The organism is Herbaspirillum sp. RV1423 (genome assembly GCF_000577615.1).
In the GTDB taxonomy this organism is placed as follows: domain Bacteria; phylum Pseudomonadota; class Gammaproteobacteria; order Burkholderiales; family Burkholderiaceae_D; genus Herbaspirillum.
Genome location: NZ_CBXX010000033.1, coordinates 12,113 through 30,189, shown reverse-complemented (window position 1 = coordinate 30,189; position 18,077 = coordinate 12,113). Strand labels below are relative to the sequence as shown.

Annotated in this window: 12 protein-coding genes; all 12 read left to right on the top strand. The window is 66.3% G+C overall.

Features of this window, described 5'->3' with window-relative positions; translation table 11 throughout:
• Nucleotides 1–148 precede the first annotated feature (148 nt).
• Genes RV1423_RS21905 through RV1423_RS21850 form a run of 12 tightly spaced genes read left to right on the top strand, consistent with a single transcriptional unit; the run spans nt 149 to nt 18,075 of the window.
• Nucleotides 149–850: a DUF6781 family protein gene (locus tag RV1423_RS21905; protein ID WP_034301386.1), complete on the top strand. Its 702-nt coding sequence runs from the start codon at nt 149–151 to the stop codon at nt 848–850.
• Nucleotides 850–2,598: an AarF/ABC1/UbiB kinase family protein gene (locus RV1423_RS21900; RefSeq protein WP_034301383.1), complete on the top strand. Its 1,749-nt coding sequence runs from the start codon at nt 850–852 to the stop codon at nt 2,596–2,598. The genes RV1423_RS21905 and RV1423_RS21900 overlap by 1 nt, the downstream gene beginning before the upstream one ends.
• Nucleotides 2,595–5,234 carry a UDP-N-acetylglucosamine--LPS N-acetylglucosamine transferase gene (locus RV1423_RS21895; protein ID WP_034301380.1) on the top strand — a complete coding sequence of 880 codons (2,640 nt, stop codon included), beginning with the start codon at nt 2,595–2,597 and terminating at the stop codon, nt 5,232–5,234. Before RV1423_RS21900 ends, RV1423_RS21895 begins: the two co-directional genes overlap by 4 nt.
• Complete coding sequence (locus RV1423_RS21890) at nt 5,231–6,196, top strand: patatin-like phospholipase family protein (RefSeq protein WP_034301377.1); 966 nt, start codon at nt 5,231–5,233, stop codon at nt 6,194–6,196. The genes RV1423_RS21895 and RV1423_RS21890 overlap by 4 nt, the downstream gene beginning before the upstream one ends.
• A complete protein-coding gene (locus RV1423_RS21885; RefSeq protein ID WP_034301374.1) occupies nt 6,189–6,974 on the top strand; it encodes a polyprenyl synthetase family protein in 786 nt (261 codons plus the stop codon). Before RV1423_RS21890 ends, RV1423_RS21885 begins: the two co-directional genes overlap by 8 nt.
• A gap of 20 nt (nt 6,975–6,994) precedes the next feature.
• Nucleotides 6,995–8,095, top strand: coding sequence for an efflux RND transporter periplasmic adaptor subunit (locus RV1423_RS21880; RefSeq protein ID WP_034301371.1), 1,101 nt, complete (start codon nt 6,995–6,997; stop codon nt 8,093–8,095).
• Entirely contained in the window at nt 8,092–11,373 is a 3,282-nt protein-coding gene (locus RV1423_RS21875) for an efflux RND transporter permease subunit (RefSeq protein WP_034301367.1), read from the top strand. Before RV1423_RS21880 ends, RV1423_RS21875 begins: the two co-directional genes overlap by 4 nt.
• Nucleotides 11,370–12,668, top strand: coding sequence for a TolC family protein (locus RV1423_RS21870; protein ID WP_034301364.1), 1,299 nt, complete (start codon nt 11,370–11,372; stop codon nt 12,666–12,668). Before RV1423_RS21875 ends, RV1423_RS21870 begins: the two co-directional genes overlap by 4 nt.
• Nucleotides 12,669–12,687: 19 nt before the next feature.
• Entirely contained in the window at nt 12,688–13,797 is a 1,110-nt protein-coding gene (locus RV1423_RS21865; protein ID WP_034301361.1) for an HlyD family secretion protein, read from the top strand.
• Entirely contained in the window at nt 13,776–15,758 is a 1,983-nt protein-coding gene (locus RV1423_RS21860) for an ATP-binding cassette domain-containing protein (protein WP_034301358.1), read from the top strand. Before RV1423_RS21865 ends, RV1423_RS21860 begins: the two co-directional genes overlap by 22 nt.
• Nucleotides 15,755–16,909, top strand: coding sequence for an ABC transporter permease (locus RV1423_RS21855; RefSeq protein ID WP_034301355.1), 1,155 nt, complete (start codon nt 15,755–15,757; stop codon nt 16,907–16,909). Before RV1423_RS21860 ends, RV1423_RS21855 begins: the two co-directional genes overlap by 4 nt.
• Complete coding sequence (locus RV1423_RS21850) at nt 16,906–18,075, top strand: ABC transporter permease (RefSeq protein WP_034301352.1); 1,170 nt, start codon at nt 16,906–16,908, stop codon at nt 18,073–18,075. Before RV1423_RS21855 ends, RV1423_RS21850 begins: the two co-directional genes overlap by 4 nt.
• The last annotated feature ends 2 nt before the right edge of the window (nt 18,076–18,077 follow it).

The window sequence follows — 18,077 nt, the reverse complement described above, 5'->3', positions numbered from 1 at the left end:
AGTACACCCCGTCCACATGAGTGGGCGGGGCGGGTGAACGACAGGTGTTCTGGCGACGTTTTCCCACTCCGACGGTGGATATTTGTGATGCATGGCATCGTACTGACACCTCATTATTCAGGCACTCATTTTTACGAGGATCGCCATCGTGCAAGATGAAACAGGCAACACTTTGAGCGTTGCCAACGATACAACGACACTCGAAGCTGACGTGTGCAGCGCCGTCGAGCAGGGGCGCGATGTGCAGAAAATTGTGCGACTGCTCACCTTGCGCAAGATCAATGCGCGCTCGCTCGATATCGAATCCCTGCGGCAGATCACGCGTGCTGTACTGAGCGGCGCGCGAGCAGGGGCGCAAAGGGGGTTGCAGCACTCAGCGGAACAAACCAACATCACACGAGTACACCTCCAACGGGCTGTCGCCGGGCTGGACGCTGCGTTGGCGCAGCTGGCCGAGGCCTCCAAACTGGCGCTGGAAGAAGCGGCGGCCCGGGCGCAGGCATTTTCCAGAGAAGACCTCACCCGCGCGCGATTCGACCTGGAGAGCCTGGAAGCGATGTTTCTCGAAACCATGCAAGCATCGGCCTTGGGAGTCAAGGATGTAGCGCAAGAAATCCTCTACGACCTGGTTATGCATACCCGCATTCATGGTTCTGCGGTGGGCAGACAGTTGAGAAAAACCTTGCCCGTCATTACGCAACAGCTTGACGCCGCAGGACGCACTCAGGTCGTGACTGGCTTGCATCTGGCACAGGCCACTTCCGACCTGTTGCGTCAAATCGCTGCTGGCGAGCTCACCGGCGTGGCCGATCACGTCATGCCTGGCCATCCCCAAGGCAAGGGCGACTGATGCTGTGGCAGGCCATGACTGCAGTGCGTGACCTCGGTCGGCTGCACGACATCGCCTCGATCCTGATCCGCTACGGCTTCGGCGATATGGTGCGCCGAATGGGACTTGCCGATGCGCTGGCGCGGACCGGACGGGCATTGCACTGGAACAATGCAGAAGAATTCGCGCACATGCCTCCGCCCGCCCGGGTGCGCCGGGCGCTGGAAGAGATGGGGCCGACTTTTGTCAAGCTCGGCCAGGTGCTCGCTACCCGCGTCGATCTGTTCGAGCCAGAATGGATCGCCGAATTCGGCAAGCTACAGGACAGCGCACCCGCTGCTTCCTACGCCGGGATACGTCAGCAGCTCACCGAAGACCTGGGCGCACCGCCCGAGGAGGTGTTCGCCACCTTCGATCCCGAGCCGCTGGCGGCTGCCTCCGTCGCACAGGTACACCGCGCCCGCCTCGAAGACGGCAGTGAGGTGGTGGTCAAGGTACGTCGGCCCGGCATCCGCCCGATCATCGAAGCCGATCTGCGCTGGCTCGCGAGGCTGGCGGAACTTGCTGAGGGGGAAAGTCAGGAATTGCGCGCCTTTCGACCGCAGGAAGTGGTGCGCCAGTTTGCCCAGTCGCTGCGCCGCGAACTCGATTTCGCCGGTGAATGCCGCAATGCCGAGCACATTGCGGAGAATTTTTCCGGCTATGCCGACCAAGACGAGCGCACCGGCGACATCACTGCCGAAGCTGCGCCTGAACCGTCTGCCGTGCTCCCGATCATCGTCATTCCCCGCGTCTATTGGCAGTGGACCGGCGAGCGGGTGTGCGTGCAGGAATTCATCGCCGGTATTTCCGGGCGCAAGCTGGCTGACGTCGACCAGGCCGGACTCGACCGCAAGGTCCTCGCCCGGCGCGGCGCGCGCGCGGTACTGAAGATGATCGTCGAGGACGGTTTCTTTCACGCCGACCCGCACCCCGGCAACGTGTTCTACCTGCCCGGCAACCGCATCGCCTTCATTGACTTCGGCATGGTCGGGCGACTCACCGAGGAGCGGCGCGACCAGTTGATCCGCCTGCTGCTGGGGCTGGTCAAGCACGAGCCGCGCCGCGTCGCGGACGTGATGCTCGACTGGACCGGCGACAGCGCGGTGGACGAGGATGGCCTGCTGCTGGAAATCCAGACCTTTGTGCAACAGTACCATGGCGTGGCGCTCAAGCAGCTCCGGCTCGGCGCCATGCTCTCCGATCTGGTGGCCATTTTGCGTCAGCACCAGCTGGCATTGCCGCCCGATCTGAGTCTGCTGGTCAAGGCTTTCATCTCGCTCGAAGGCATGGGCCGCGAGCTCGACCCCGACTTCGACATGGCCGGCGAGGCCATGCCTTTGCTGGAGCAGGCGCTGCGCGCACGTTATGCCCCCACGGCCATCCTCCAGCGCGGCTGGCGCGGGGTCAGCGAGGCGCTGTCGCTGGTGGCCGGTCTTCCCCAGGATGTCTCCCGGCTGCTGCGCGCGGCGCGGCGCGGGCGGCTGGAAATCCACATCGATGTCACGCACTTGAAACGTGTCGGCAACCAGCTCGACAGCGCCGCCAACCGGCTGGTGGTCGGCATCGTCATTGCGGCGCTCATCATCGGCTCGTCCATCGTCATGACCGTGCCCGGCGGACCCACCTTGCTGGGGCTGCCCTTCTTCGGCCTGCTCGGCTTCGCCGGTGCCGTCATCGGCAGTCTCTGGCTGCTGCTCTCGATCTGGCGCAGCGGGGGCGAGAAATGAGCGGACCGCAGACCTTGGGCGTGGACCCGCTCATCGCGCTGGCGCTGGTGATCGCATTCGCCCTGCTGGCGGCCCTGGCATGGCGGGCGCTGGTGCGGCGCCGTCACCGGGTGCGGCAGCGGGCTGCGCACCCGCTGGCGGCGGGCGATGCCGGGACCACTCCACCCCGAAAGATCGTCATTTTTTACTCGTCCATCGGCCACGGCCACATCAGCGCCGCGCAGGCCATCGAGCAGGAGATCGGCCGGCTGGCGCCGGACGCGCGCGTGGTACTGCAGGACATCCGCGAGTTCATGCACCCGCTCTGGCGCCGGGTGGACGAGCGGCTCTACTGGTTCATCGCTGGCAATCTCCCGGAAAGCTTCGACGCGCTGTTCCATGCCCTGCAGGCGCGCGGCAAGCGGGTGCCTTCGCTGGCCTGGCTGTCCAACGACTACCCGCAAGACAAGGTGCGCAGCTTCCTGGAGGCACAGGCCCCCGACACGGTGCTCGCCACGCACTACGGATCGGCGCAGGTGCTCGGGACCCTGCGCGAGCGCGGGCTGCTGGCGCAGGTGAACATCGGCTGGCTGCACACGGACTTCTTCGAGGGCTATTTTCCGCGCATCTCGAAACGGATCGACCGCACTTTTCTCGCCCACACCGACCTGGAATCGCGCTGGCTGGCGGCGGGTGTTCCGCCCGACAAGGTCACCACCAGCGGCATGCCGGTGCGCGCCCCGGCCGCCGACGGCGCAACCCGGGAGACGGCGCTCACGGCGCTGGGTCTGGCCCCGGATGCGCCCACCGTTCTCATCACCTCCGGCAAGGAGGGCGTCGGCGACTACGCGCTCGTGGTGGAGAGCCTCGCCCGCCACCACCCGGGCCCGCTGCAGATCATTGCCGTCTGCGGCGCCAACGCCCGGCAGCAGGCGCTGCTCACGGCACTGCAAAAGCGCCTGCCCGAGCCGGTGGCGCTGAAGGTCTGCGGCCTGGTGCCGCACGCCGACCTGCTGGCCTGGATGCGCGCGGCGGACCTGTTGATCACCAAGGCCGGGGGCATGACGCCGGCCGAGGCCTTTGCCGTAGGCACCCCCACCATCTTGCTCGATGTGGTGAGCGGCCATGAGCGGGAAAACGCCGCCTTGTTCGTCCGGCTGGGGGTGGCCGATCTGGCCGACACCCTGGCGCAGGCGGGCGAGCTGGCGGCCGCGGTGCTCGCCAGCCCGCAGCGGCAGACGGCAATGCGCCGCGCCCAGCTCGCCTTTCACGACCGTGCCGGCCTCGGGCGCATCGCCCGCTTCGCGCTCGACCCGGCCCTGCCTGCGCCGGGTCTGCCTGTGGACTTCGGCGCCGAGCACGGCAGTGCCGTCGCCGACATCGACGCGGCGCTGGCGCGGCTCCAGGCCGAGGTGCCCTGCGACATCGAACTGCTGCTGTCCTACTCGACCGCCAAAACACCGCAGCGCGTGGTGCTGGAAAACCCGTTCGGGCACATTGCCATCCGCGTGGACGACACCGTCTACAGCGCCAACTATGTGGCCGTGCCGGGACAGGACCCGAACCTGCTGCAGCATGTGACGCTGGCCGACTACCTGTACGGCGTGCAGCCGCCGTCGCCGTCGCAGGTGCATACCAACACCTATGGCATGGCCTATGGCCGCGAAACGCTTGGCTTGCGGGTGGCGGGCGTGGCGGGGGAGCGCAAGGCGGCCATGGCCGCCGAGGCGCACCGGATCGAGGAGGCGTTTCGGCAAGGCCGCCTGCTGTGGGACCGCAGCGAGTTCAATTGCGCCGATGTGGTGGTGCGCATCCTGCACGCGGGCGGCTATGAGCGCTCGCCACCGCTGGGGCGGCGGTGGCTGCCGGTCATGCCGCTCGATATTTTCGAAGAAGCCCGGCAGGCTTGCGAGGAAGACGCTTCCCTGCGCATGGAACTGGTGGCCTACCGGCAGGTGCCGGGCGCCCACGCGGTCTATCGCTTTTCGCGTTTTCCGCTGTCGCTCGGGCAACCGCTGCGCTCGGTGGCGCGGGCGCTGCGCGAGGCGCCGCGGGAGCCTCTCGAAGCGGCCGCGACCAAACAGCTGACCGGTTATTTCGGCGACCACCAGCTTTATTTTGAGGACCTGCGCGGCCACGGGGCTGGCGCCCTGGCCGACGATCCGGCGCATTTCAGCCGCGTGCAGCGCAGCCTGGCCGGCGCCCTGGCGGCCGACCTGCGGCGCTTGCTGGCGGCCCAGGCCAGACGGCCTCTGCGGGAGATCGGGCGCCTGGGTGATCTTGACGGCGCACAGGACATCCTGCGCCTGCTGGAGCGCAGCCTGGCGCTGGCGCGCATCGCCACCGAGCGGGCCGACGAGGTGCTGCAAGACCGGGGGGCGCGGCGCATGCGGGTGCTGTTCACCGAACTCGTGGACGAGTACGGCCGGATCGACGCCTGGCGCCTGCGGCGCCAGGAGATCGAGGCCTATCTCAAGCGCTTTCAGGTCTTCGAGGCCGCCGTGGGGCGTGAATTCCCGGCCCGCCATGGCGCGCGACTCGCGCGGGCCACGACGCTCCGGCGTTCACTGCGGTACGGTATCCGGCGTCTGCGCCGGCGCGTCGGTGGGCGGCACCGGCCTGCGGAGCATGGACCAGACAAGGGCAAAAGCCAATGAACGAGCCACAAACCAACCAGGCCCCGGCGGCGGGCCTGACGCCGCCAGCTCGGCCCCGGATCGGCCTGGCGCTGGGCAGCGGTTCGGCGCGTGGTCTGGCGCACATCGGCGTGCTGCGCGCCCTGAAAGAGGCGGGCATCACGGTCGACCTGGTGGCCGGCACAAGCATGGGGGCGGTCATTGGTGCCGTCTTTGCCTCGGGCAAGATTGACGGCCTGAGCGCCAGACTGCGCAATCTCGACTGGCCGGGCATCGTCGCCCTGCTTGACCCGGTGTTTCCCCGCTCGGGGCTGATCGACGGCCAGCGGGTCGCGGAATTCGTGCGCGCCCATGTGCCCAGCGCCCGCATCGAGGACCTGCTGCTGCCCTTTGCCGCCGTGGCCACCGACATCACCAATGGCGAGCAAGTGGTGGCCACGAGGGGCGACCTGACTGAGGCGGTGCGTGCCAGCATCGCGGTCCCTGGTATCGTGACCCCGGTGCGCAGCAACGGCCGCATCCTGGTCGATGGCGGGCTGGTCAATCCGGTGCCGGTAAGCGTGGCGCGTGCCATGGGGGCCGATCTGGTCATCGCCGTTGACCTCAACCACGACATCGTGGCGGGCCGACTGTCCCACCCCGTTGCCCACTCCAACGGCCATGCACCCATCATGGCGCGCCTGTTGGAGAGCCTGCAGGCCATCAGCAGTCCGGTGCTGGCGCAATTCGAGGCCTGGCTGCACAAGGCACCCCTGGAGCCGCTTCCAGGCATTTTCGACGTGCTGCTCGCCTCGCTCTACATCATGCAGGCGCGCGTCACCGACGCCACCCTGCAGCAAGACCAGCCAGAGGTGCTGATTCAGCCGCCACTGGGCGCGGTGCGCTTCATGGAATTTGACCGCGCCGAGGAAATCATCGACATCGGCTACCGCAGCGCGGCCGAACAACTGGCCCATTGGACAAGAACAAAAACCCATGAATGACGACCATCCCATGAACTTCCCCGAGACCGTGATCGCCAGCGTCCACGCCGCCGTGGCGAGTACCCTGACCTGTGAGGCCTTGCCGGTCCGCGGCGCCTTGCGCCTGTTGCTGTCTGGCCAACATACGCCGATCCGGGCGCTGGTGACCTGCAGCCTCCACGCAGGGCAGCCGGGCATCGACGCCGGCACGGCGCTGGACCTCATTCATATCGGCTTGCAGCAATTGCATGCCCACGTCGATGCGACGAGCGGCGCGTCCGCGCTGCTTGGTAATGCCGCCGCCGTGCTGGCGGGTGACTACCTGACCACCGGGGCTTTCCGCTTGCTGGTGCGCTGCGCTGACATGCGCGTCCTGGCGTTGGTTTCCGATGCGGTCAACCGGGCTTCGGAGCTGGAGGCCACCCAACTGGGCCTGGATCCAGACGCCCGAGACGATCCGTCGCGGCTGTTGCAGACCCGGCAACGACTGGCAGCGCCGCTGGGTGAGGCGGCCGGCGCCACGGGCGCCACCCTCGCGGGCTACCCTGAGCCGCTCGCCGGCATGGCCCGGCGTTACGGCGAATACCTTGTTTCAAGCCACGTTTTGCAACAGGAAGCCGATGCCATGCCCCCTTCCAAGGCACGCACGGCCCTGCAGGACGCCGCGCTCGATTTGTGCCGCCAGGCGACGCGGGAAGCGCGGGCCATCGCGGCGGCCACAGGCAACGGGCGCCCGCCCGAACTGGCTGAACTGATCGCGGCCAACCTTGGCGCCAAGGCATCGGCATACAAACCCTAAATCAGTACCTCGACATCATCATGAAAGTCCCTCTTGTGAAAAAAAGAAAAAACATCCTCCTCTGCCTGGCGCCGTTGGCGCTGGCGGCACTCCTGGGCGCCTGCGGCAAGGCGCCGCAGACTGCGGCTGCACCTGATGCGACCAGCCGCCCCCTGCCGGTCATGACTGCGTCCGCCGGGGCGCCGCTTGAATACACGGTGGTCGGCTCGGTGGTGTCGGACCAGCGCGTCGAGGTCGCCTCGCGGCTGAGCGGCTATATCCGCGACATTCTGGTGCAGGAGGGCGACCGGGTGCGGCGCGGGCAGTTGCTGGCCCGTCTTGACGCCTCGGATGTAGAAGGCGGCATCCGCCAGGGGCAAGCGGCGGGCGGCGCGGCAGAGGCGGCGTTGCGTGATGCACAGATTGACCTGGAGCGCTTCCAGCGTTTGTTCGAGCGCGGCAGCGTTTCGGACAACGAATTGCGCAAGATGCGCCTGAAATTCGAGGCCGCGCGCGAAGCCCGTAACCAGGCGCGCGCCGGCCTCGACACGGCGCTGGCTCAGCGCGCCTACGCCGAAATCACCAGCCCGGTGGACGGCGTGGTGGTGGCGCGCCACAAACGAACGGGCGACCTCGCCGTGCCCGGCGCGCCGCTGCTGACCCTGGAGTCGGGCCGCGGCCTGCTGTTCGAGACCTTCGTCGCCGAAGCCCAGGTCGCTGCCATTGCAGCCGGCAAGGCGGTGGAGGTCAGAGTCGACGGTCTGCCCGCGCCCTTGAAGGGCACGGTGAGCCGGGTCGTACCTTCTGGCGACCCCGTCAGCCGCAGCTATCAGGTCAAGATCGCACTGCCCGAAACGGTGGGGCTGATGCCCGGCATGTTCGGGCGTGCGGCGTTCGGGCTCGGCGCGAGCCAGGCGCCACTGGTGCCCAGACAGGCGTTGGTCGAGCGCGGCGGGCTCACCGGTGTCTTTGTGGTCGATGGCGAAGGCCGGGCGCGCTTTCGCTGGCTGCGCATAGGACGCGAGTGGCCCGATCAGGTCGAGGTGAGCGCCGGCCTGGCAGCCGATGAGCGTTTCGTGGCAGCGGCTACACCGGCCCTGCGCGAGGGCGACCGCGTCACTGCCGCGAAGGAGGCGCAATGAGCAAGCACAAGCTCAACAGCGCCGGCCGCCTGGCAGACCTGTTTGCCACCTCCAAGCTGACCGTGCTGTTCATGCTGGCCTGCACCCTGCTGGGGCTGCTGGCCGTGACGCTGACCCCGCGCGAGGAAAACCCCCAGATCATCGTTCCCGGCGCCCAGATATGGGTGACACTGCCCGGCGCCTCTGCCGAGGAGGTGGAAGAACTGATGATCCGCCCGCTGGAGGGCATCGTCAAGCAGATTGCCGGCGTTGATCACACGTATGCAACCGCCGTGAACTCGATGGGGGTGCTGATGGTGCAGTTCAAGGTCGGCGAGGACAAGGAAAAATCCCTGGTCAAACTCTACGACCGGGTGCTGGGGCAGCGCGATCGCCTGCCTGCGGGCGCGGGCGAGCCGCTCATTCGCAGCGTGGATGTGGACGACGTTCCCATTGTCACGGTCACCCTCGCCTCCGAGATCTACGACGACTACGCCCTGAAGCGTCTGGCCGACCGCCTGATGGAAGGACTTCGCAGCCTGGACAAGGTCTCTGCCATTTCCGTCAAGGGCGGGCGCGACCGGGAACTGCGCATCGAGCTGGACCCGCAGCGCCTGCAGGCCTTCGGCGTCACGCTGGACCAGGTGCATGCCACCCTGCGCGCAAGCAATGTCGCCGCGCCCCTGGGCACGGTGGTGCAACAGGGCCAAAACCGCCAGGTGTTCCTGGACGGCTTTCTGACCTCGGCGCAAGACCTCCAACGCCTGATCGTCGGCAGCCACGCAGGACGCCCGATCTACCTGGGCGATGTGGCGCAGGTCATCGACGGCCCGCCGCAAGAGCGCACGCACCTCAGTCGTCTCGCTTTCGGCCCGGCGGACGGGCGTTTTGGCAAGACGCAGCAGGCGGAGATGCCGGCCGTCACGCTGGCCGTGGCCAAGAAAGCCGGTAGCAACGCCGTCTTTGTTGCCAACGATGTGCTGGAGCGCATCGAGCGGATGAAGGCCCAATTCGTACCGGCAGGGGTCGAACTGGTCGTCACCCGCAACGACGGCGAGAAGGCGGATGCCGCCGTCAGCGGGCTGATCGAGCACCTGGGTATCGCGGTGCTGGCCGTGTTCCTGGTAACGGCCGCGTTTCTGGGACTCAAGGAGGCACTGATCGTGGGCGTGACCGTGCCGCTGATCCTGGCCCTGACCCTGGGCGCTGCCTATCTCTTTGGCCTGTCCATCAACCGCGTCTCTCTGTTCGCGCTCATCCTATCGCTGGGGCTGCTGGTCGATGGCGCGATTGTCGTGATCGAAAACATCCACCGCAACTACAGCCGTCTTGGCAAGCAGGACAAACGCCGGGTCACGGTGCAGGCCACCAACGAAATCGGTAACCCCACCAACCTGGCGACGCTGGCGGTGATGCTGGTTTTCGGCTCGCTGCTGGTGGTCAGCGGTATGCCGGGGCAGTATTTCTACCCCGTCGCTTTCAACGTGCCGGTCGCCATGGCGGCCTCGCTGCTGGTGGCCTACGCGGTGGTGCCCTGGGCCGCCAACCGCTGGCTCAAGCCCGGCGAAGGGCACGACCTGGAAGACCACGATACCCAGGACCGCCTGCACCGGTTCTACCGCGCCATCATGTCGCCGCTGGTGGATCGCTCGCGCAGCCGCTGGCTCGCGTTCCTGTTGGCGGGATTGGCCATTGCCGTGTCGTTGCTGCAACCGGCCTGGCAGTTCGTGCGCCCGGCCGGTTTGGGTGGGCCGCAGTCCTGGTTCGGCGTCGAGCTGGCCATGATGCCCAAGGACGACAAAAACACCTTCAACATCACCCTGGACATGCCCGCGACCGCGCCGGTGGAGACGACCGACCAGTTCGCGCGCGAAGTCGGTGCGCTGCTGCGCGAGAACGCCTACGTTCGCAACTACCAGAGCTGGATCGGCGAGGCCGGCGTGATCGACTTCAACGGCTTGCTGCGTGGCGCCGGCAACAAGCAGGGGGCCCATGTCGCCGAGATCCGCGTCAACCTGCTGAACAAGGCCGAACGGGGCAAGACCTCGATCGACATCGTGCGCGAGATGCGACCCACACTGCAGACCATGGCCGCGCGTTACCCCGGCAGTACGGTGCAACTGGTGGAAGACCCGCCGGGGCCGCCGGTGCGCGCCACCGTCCTGGCCGAGATATACGGCAAAGACTTGCAGCAACTGCGCGCGCTGTCCGAGCAGGTCAAGGCGGCCTTCCGGCAGACGCGCGACATGGTGGAGGTGACCGACTCCGAGGCCCAGGACGTCTACCAGTACCGCCTGACGGTGGACCGGGAAAAGGCCGCGCTGTCCGGGCTGAGCGTGGCCGAAGTAGCCGTCGCGCTGCGTCGCCTGATCGACGGCGAGGAAATTGGTCGGGCCCGCATCGCCGGCGAGAAGAACCCGGTGCCCATCCGCTTGCGGATTCCCCGGCGCCACCAGATCGACCCCGCGCTGCTGGCACGCGTGTCCGTGACCAACCGGCAGGGCCAGCGCGTGCCGCTGTCCGAGGTGGTGCAAGTCGTCCCCGGCGCAGTCGACCGAGCGATCTCGCACAAGGATGGCGAGCGCGTCACCTACGTCGGCGGCGAACTCGAATCCACCGCCCCCGTCTATGCCGTGCTCGACCTTGACCGGCGACTGGACGGCTTGCTGCTCGCCGATGGCAGCCGCCTGACCACCGGCAACCTGCGCCTGAACCCGGTGGCGCCCGACATCCTGGAGGGCCCCCGCCTGCTGTGGGACGGCGAACTGCGCATGACGCTGGACACCTACCGCGACATGCTGGGCGCGCTAGGCCTGGCGCTCACCTTCATCTTTCTGGTGCTGGTGGCCTATTACCAGTCGTTCAGCCTGCCGCTGGTCGCCATGGCGGCGATCCCCCTGGGACTGGCAGGCATCTTTCCGGGGCACTGGCTCATGGGACAGCCCTTCACCGCCACGTCCATGATCGGCATCATTGCGCTGGCCGGGGTTGTGGTGCGCAATTCGCTGCTCATCATCGATTTCGTGCTGGATTACCGGCGACAGGGCATGGACTTGCGCGAGGCCATCCTCGAAGCTGGCGCGGTGCGCCTGCGACCGATCCTGCTGACGGCATTGGCCATCGTGCTGGGCAGCGCTGTGATGCTCACCGACCCGGTGTTCGGCGGACTGGCCATCTCGTTGATTTTTGGTACGCTGGCATCCACCGTGCTCACCCTGGTCGTTGTGCCGCTATTACTTTATCTGCTGCTTCGCTACAAGGACCGGAAGGAAGCAACCCTGGACAAAGGAACCTTATGAACCGCTCGATAAAAGTTCGCCGCCTGTTGCCGCTGGCGGCTCTGGCCGCTGCCCTGCTCGCCGGCAACGCCGCTGCCGAGTCCCTGCAACAGGCCTGGGACACCGCGCTGGCCGTTGACCGTGGGCTCAAAGCGTCACATGAAGGCACCGCCGCCGCCGCGAGTCTGCTGGAGGCGGCCAAATCCGCCCGTCTGCCGAATGTCGCGCTGGAAGCAGGCTACACCGCCCTCAATGAGACACCGGCAGCCAAAGTTGATTTTTTCGGCCAGTCGCTGCAAATGCCGCTGGCCCAGCGGGAAAGCGCCGCCTACAAGGCCATGGCGACGCTGCCGCTCTACACGGGTGGCCGCATCACACGCGGCATCGATGCCGCCACGGCGGGTCTGGAGGCGGCGCGGCTGGGCGAAAGCGCCGACGCACAGAACCTCAAACTGCGCGTGGCGGATGCTTATGTCAGCGTGCTGCGCGCCAGCCGCATGTTGAAGGTCACCGAGAGCCACGTCACCAGCCTGGAGGCCCATGCGCGGGACGTGGGGAACTTGCACGAGCAGGGCATGGTGGCCAAAAGCGACCTGCTCTCGGTGCGGGTGGCCCTGGCCGATGCCAATCAGCGCAAATTGCAGGTGGCCAATGGGCTGGATCTGGCGCGCGCCGCCTACAACCGCCTGCTGGGGCGGCCGCTGGATCAGCCCGTTTCGCTCGACGAACTTTCGCCCGAGGCAACGACACCGGAGCCGCCTCCCGCCCTGACCGAGCGGGCACTGGCGCGGCGCAGCGAGCTGGCGGCACTGGCGCGTCAGATTGAAGCGATGCATCATCAGGCCACCGCCGTGCGCGGCGAAAACGCGCCGCAGGTCGCGCTTTCCGGCGGCTACGGCTACCAGGAGAACCGCTATCAGGTGCACCCGGGGCAATGGATGCTCACCCTGGGGGTCAAGTGGAATCTGTTCGATGGCGGCGTGGCCGGTCACCGCGCCAGCGCTGTCGAGCGCCAGGCCGCGGCATTGACGGAGCAACGCGACGAGCTGGCCTCCATCATTGCGTTGCAGGTACGCCAGACCTGGCTGGATGTGGAAGAGACCCGCAAGCGCCTCATCGTCACCCAGTCAGCCATCGCCCAGGCCGAGGAAAACCTGCTCGTAGCGCGCGACCGCTATGCCAACGGCCTGTCCACCCATACCGAGGTGCTGGATGCCGAGACCCTGCGCACGGGCAGCCAGAGCAACCACGCCAATGCGCTGTTTGATGCCGCCCTGGCGGGGCTGCGTCTGAAGCGCGCCACGGGCGAACTCTGAATCCGAGGAGATTGATGCCATGAAAACATCCCTCAAACGCTTGCCCATTGCGGTGCTGCTGGCCCTGCTGGCCGCCATGGGCCTGGCCGCCGGGTGGTGGCTGCTGCGCCAGCCGCCGCTGCCAGAAGGCCTGATCCAGGCCAACGGCCGCATCGAGGGCGATCATTACCTCGTCGCCGGCAAGATGCCGGGGCGCGTGGCCGAGCTCTTCGCCCGGGAAGGCGATGCGGTGCAAAAAGACCAGGTGCTGCTGCGGCTCGATGCCGCCCAGGTGGACGCCAGGGTGGAGCAGGCGCGGCAGGCGGTGGTCGCGCTGGAAGCACAGATCAAGGCGGCCCAGACCGGGCTGGCGATTTTCCGCAAGGATGCGCCGCTGACCGTTCAGACCGCCGAGGCTGGCGAGGCACTCGCGCGTTCCCAGCGCGCGACGGCGCTCGCCAACGCGGCACAGGCGGAGCGGGATGCCGCCCGTTTCAAGCGGCTCGTGGAATCCGGCACGGTGGACCGGCATCGTTACGAGCAAATGGAACTCGCCAGCCAGGTGGCGCAAAACCAGGCAGATGCGGCGCGGCACGGCGTCACCAGCGCCGAAAAACAGCTCGCCCAGGCCAGGCTTGGCCTGGAGCGCATCCGCGCCAGAGAGGACGAATTGGCGGCCCTGGCCGCACAGCGCGACCAGGTCAAAGCGGCGCTGGCCGAGGCGCAGAGCGTGCAGGACGATCTCACCATCCGCGCCCCGGCGGCGGGCGTCATCACCACCCGCATGGTTGATGTGGGCGAAGTCATCGCGCCCGGCGCGCCGATGTTCGACATCGTTGATCTGGACCGGCTCTACCTCAAGGTGTTCATCCCGGCAAACGAAATCGGCAAGGTGCGCCTGGGCCTGCCGGCGCGCATCCATACCGACGCGTTTCCGGACGAACCGCTCGCGGCCACCGTGCGCCATATCGCCTCGCAGGCCCAATTCACCCCCAAGGAGGTGCAAACGCCGGATGAACGCGTCAAGCTGGTGTACGCGGTCAAGCTCTATCTGGACGCGAACCCGCAGCATCGCGCCACGCCCGGCCTCCCGGCCGATGCCGTGATCCGCTGGAAAGAGGACGCGCCATGGGCCAAGCCGCGATGGTAGGCAAGGACGCGCCCGTCGTGCGGGTGCAGGATTTCGTCAAACGCTATCGCAAGCTGACGGCGGTCGACGGTGTCAGCCTCAGCATTGAGCGCGGCGAGATTTACGGCCTGATCGGCCCCGACGGCGCTGGCAAAAGCAGCCTGATGAAGGCCATCGCCGGTGTGCTCTCCTTCGAGGCAGGCACGCTTCACGTCCTCGGCGAGAAGATCGATTCCGAAGCGGCAGCCGAACGGGTCAAGGGCCGGCTTGGTTTCATGCCGCAGGGCCTGGGGCTCAATCTCTACCCCGAACTGTCGGTGGAGGAGAACATCGATTTTTTCGCCGAACTGCGCGATGTCCCGCCTGCGGAACTGGCCTTGCGCAAGCACAAGCTGCTGGCCATGACGCGCCTGGACAATTTCCGCGACCGGCCGATGAAGCAGCTCTCCGGCGGCATGAAGCAAAAGCTCGGTCTCGTCTGCACGCTGATCCACGAACCCGAGCTGATCATCCTGGACGAGCCGACCACCGGCGTGGATCCGGTGTCGCGGCGGGATTTCTGGATGATCCTCACGCAATTGCTGCGCGAGCGCGGCGTCACGGCGCTGGTCTCCACCGCCTATATGGACGAAGCCGCGCGTTTTCACCGCCTGTCCCTGATGTTCGGCGGACGGGTGCTGATCGAGGGCGAGCCGGACGTGATCCTGCGCGAGGTGCCGGGCGCGCTGGTCGAGCTGGTGGGCGAGCCGCAGGTCGAGGCTTTGTTGCGGTTGCAAACGCGCTTTCCGCAGGCGGAAGCAGTAGGACCAAAATTGCGCGTGTTTGTACCGGGGGCGACGCCGCAACTTGCCCGTGCGCAGGTCGAAGCGCAGCTTGAGGGGCTGATGGTGAACGATATGCAGGCCGTGGCGCCCGAGCTGGAAGACGCCTTCATCGCCCTGTTGCAGCAGCGGCAACTGGCCGGGCAGGACGATGCCCGGCAGACACAGGTCTGGCTGGATGGCGATCCGCCCAAGGGCGACGGCGTCGCCATTGCGGCGCGGGAACTGAGCCGCGATTTCGACCACTTTCGCGCCGTTGACCGGGTCAGTTTCGAGGTACGCCAAGGGGAAATTTTCGGCCTGTTGGGCGCCAACGGCGCCGGCAAGACCACGGCGATCAAGATGCTCACCGGCATCCTGCCACCCACGGGCGGCGCGGGTACGGTGGCGGGTGCGGACATGCGCCACGCCAGCCAGGCCATCAAGGAGCGCATCGGCTATGTGTCGCAGGCGTTTTCCCTGTATCAGGACATGACCGTTCAGGAGAATCTGCGTCTGTTTGCGCGCATTTACGGCGTGCCGGGCAGTCGTCTGTCTGAGCGTATTGGCCGCGTGGTCGCGCTGGCGGGACTCTCCGGGGTCACAGCCCAGCTTGTCAGCAAGTTGCCGATGGGCATCCGCCAGCGTCTGGCGCTGGCCTGCGCTCTGGTGCACGGGCCGCGCGTGTTGTTTCTCGATGAGCCGACCTCCGGCGTGGACCCCATCGGCCGGCGCCGTTTCTGGGAAATCCTGGTGCATCTGGCACGGGTCGAGCAAGTGGCCATCCTCATCACCACCCATTACATGAACGAAGCCGAGCATTGCGACCATCTGGCGCTGATGCACGCCGGCCGCGTCATCGCCGACGACACCCCGGCCGCGCTCAAGGCCGCACTGCAACAGGAGGCCGGACGAGTGCTCGACATCGCCGCCGAACCGGTGCTATCGGCACTGGAAGCGCTGGAGCAGGCGGAGTTTCCCGACGCGGCCCTGTTCGGCAAACGCATCCATCTGCTGGCTCGGGATGTCACCGCTGCCGAGGCGCGCATCCGCACGCTGTTTGCCGAACGGGGCATCCAGTTACTTGATATCGTCCCGCGCACACCGACCCTGGAAGATGTGTTCGTGCATCGCATCCTGCAACAAGAACAACAGCATGAACAGCAGGAGGCATCCGCATGAATGCCCGGCGCATCGTCGCGCTGGCCTACAAGGAATGGCGCGAGATTCTGCGCGACCGGCTGTTTTTCACGCTGGCCTTCGTGGTGCCCGCAGCCTTGATGCTGGTCTTTGGTTACGGCCTGACCCTGGACGTGGAGCACATCCCGTTCGCGGTGGTCGATCACGACAAGAGCGCCATGAGCCGCGATTACCTGCACCGCTACATCGACTCGCGCTACTTCGATTACCAAGGCGACGTGGCGAGCGAACGCGAGATCGAACCCCTGCTCACCGACAGCCGCATCCGCCTGGCCATCATTATCCCGCCGCGCTTCCAGGAAAGCCTGATGTCCGGGCGGGCGGTGGCGGTGCAGACCCTGATCGACGGCACCTTCCCGTTCCGCACTTCCAGCAGCAAGGGTTACGTGGTCGCCATCAATGCGGCTTTCAACAGCGAACTGCTGGGAAGTTACATTTCGCGCCGGCTCGGCGTGTCTGCGGAAACAGCTAAAGCCATGGCGCAGCCGGTTGGCGTGCAGCTGCGTTACCTCTACAACCAGGAGGTCAAGAGCGTCTGGTCCATCGCGGCCGTGCTGATGATGTTCGTGCTGATGATTACCCCGCCATTTCTGACCGCACTGGGCGTGGTGCGCGAAAAGGAGAACGGCTCCATCTACAACATCTATGCATCGACCGTGACGCGCGGCGAGTTCCTGATCGGCAAGCTTAGCCCCTACGTGGCCATCTCGGTGATCAATTTCCTGCTTCTCTGGCTCATGGCCACGCAGCTCTTTGGCGCGCCCTTCAAGGGCGATCCGCTGTTCTTCTTCCTCGCCTCGGTGGTCTATGTGAGCTGCACCACCGGCATCGGCCTGCTGGTGTCGCTCTTCGTGCGCACCCAGGTGGCGGCGATGATGCTCACCGTCATCGTCACCATCGTCCCTTCCGTGCTGTACTCGGGCCTCTTGGTGCCGATCGCCTCGATGGAGCCGGGCGCAAAACTCGAAGCCCACCTGTTCCCGGCCATGTATTACACCGACATCGTGCTCGGCAGTTTTCTCAAGGGCGTCGGCCTGGAACAGTTGTGGGGCAAGGTGCTGGCGCTGCTGATCTACGCCGCCGTGCTGTGGACGGCGAGCTTCCTCATGTTTCACAAGCGGCCAAAGTCATGAACGGCGGCCCGGCAGAAAACCGCGCGCGGCTTTACCTGTGGTGGTCGCGCCTCGCGGCGATGACGGCCAAAGAGCTGATCCAGTTCGGGCGCGATACGCTGCTGCTGGTCGCTATCGCCTACCTGTTCGTCTTCGACACCTACATGGCGGGCAGCGTCAGCATGCAGCTCAACCACGCCGTGGTGGTGGTGCATGATGCCGACCACAGCGCGGCCTCGCGCAAGCTCATTCATCGCTTCCGCCCGCCCTATTTCAGGCTGGGCGGAGAGGTGTTGGACAACCGCGAAGGGCAGCGCCTGCTGGACCAGGGACAGGCGCTGGTGGCGCTCGACATCCCGCCGCACTTCGAGCGCGACCTGCTTCAGGGCAAGCCCACCGACGTGCAGGTTCAGGTCGATGCCAGCAACACCGTGCTGGGCTTTCTCGCCTCCAGCTACGCCGCGCAGATCATCGGGCAGTACGGTTTCGACCAGGCGCTGACCCGCCTGGGTGTCACTGAGCGTTCAATGCAAAACGTGCCCATGATCCGCGACGAGCACCGCATCCGGTACAACCCGAACCAGAATGACGCCTGGTTCATGCCCATTGCCGAACTGCTCACCGTCATCACCATCATGGCCATCATGCTGCCCGCCGCCGCCGCAGTGCGCGAGAAGGAGCGCGGCACCATCGAACAGTTGCTGGTGTCTCCCCTGACGCCGATCCAGATCCTGCTGCCCAAGGTCATCGCCATGACCCTGGTCATCCTGCTGGGCACTGCGGTAAGCCTGTTCTTCGTGCTGCACGGGATCTTCGATGTGCCGATGAAGGGCAGCCTCGTGCTGTTCTTCGCCGTAACCACGCTCTACACCTTCACCACTGCAGGGCTGGGCCTCTACATTGCCACCCTGAGCCGCAACCTCGCCCAGGCGGCCATGCTGGCTATTCTCGTGTTGATGCCGATGATCTTCCTCTCCGGTGCCTGGACCCCGCCGGAAGCCATGCCCGCCGGGATGCGGGAGGCCATGTTTCTCTCGCCGCTCTACCACTTTATTGAAATGGGCTATGGCATCCTGTTGAAGGGAGCCGGGCTGGACGTGTTGTGGGACTCGCTGCTGAGTCTGGTACTGCTGGGAATCGTGATCTTCAGCTTCGGCGTTTGGCGTTTCAAGCGGCAGTTCGGGTGAAA